General features: G+C 47.4%; 1 protein-coding gene. It reads left to right on the top strand.

The window, feature by feature from the left end; all coding sequences use genetic code 11:
* Nucleotides 1-327: hemagglutinin repeat-containing protein (locus ACFIMM_RS00615; protein ID WP_375692566.1), on the top strand; the 327-nt coding region annotated here is incomplete at both ends.

The following is a 327-nucleotide window of genomic DNA, read 5'->3' as shown; positions in this document are numbered from 1 at the left end:
ATGTTTCTGCTAGCGTAACCGTGGGCTTTAAGACAGAGAAGGCAGAAGCCTCTGTTCAGACCTCTACTGCGGTAACAGGTACAATAGAAGCAGGACGCGCTGTTAATATGCAAGCCCACAAAGGCAGCATCCATGGTGTTGGAGCCGATATTATTGCTGGTACAAACCCGATGCAAAGCAATGATGAACAGAGCGGGAATATCACCATGGGAGCAGGTAAAGATATCATCTTTGAAAGTGCGCAAAATACGCAAAGCACAGAAAACCACACGCAAAGCGCTTCGATGAATGTTGGGTATAGTTATGGTACCGGTGGTACAGGGTGGA

Origin of the sequence: Bartonella sp. AP258QHHD, from assembly GCF_042196145.1 — a bacterium.
Lineage (GTDB): Bacteria > Pseudomonadota > Alphaproteobacteria > Rhizobiales > Rhizobiaceae > Bartonella.
The sequence above is the reverse complement of the archived record's forward strand: the minus strand, read 5'-3'. Positions and strand labels throughout refer to the sequence as shown.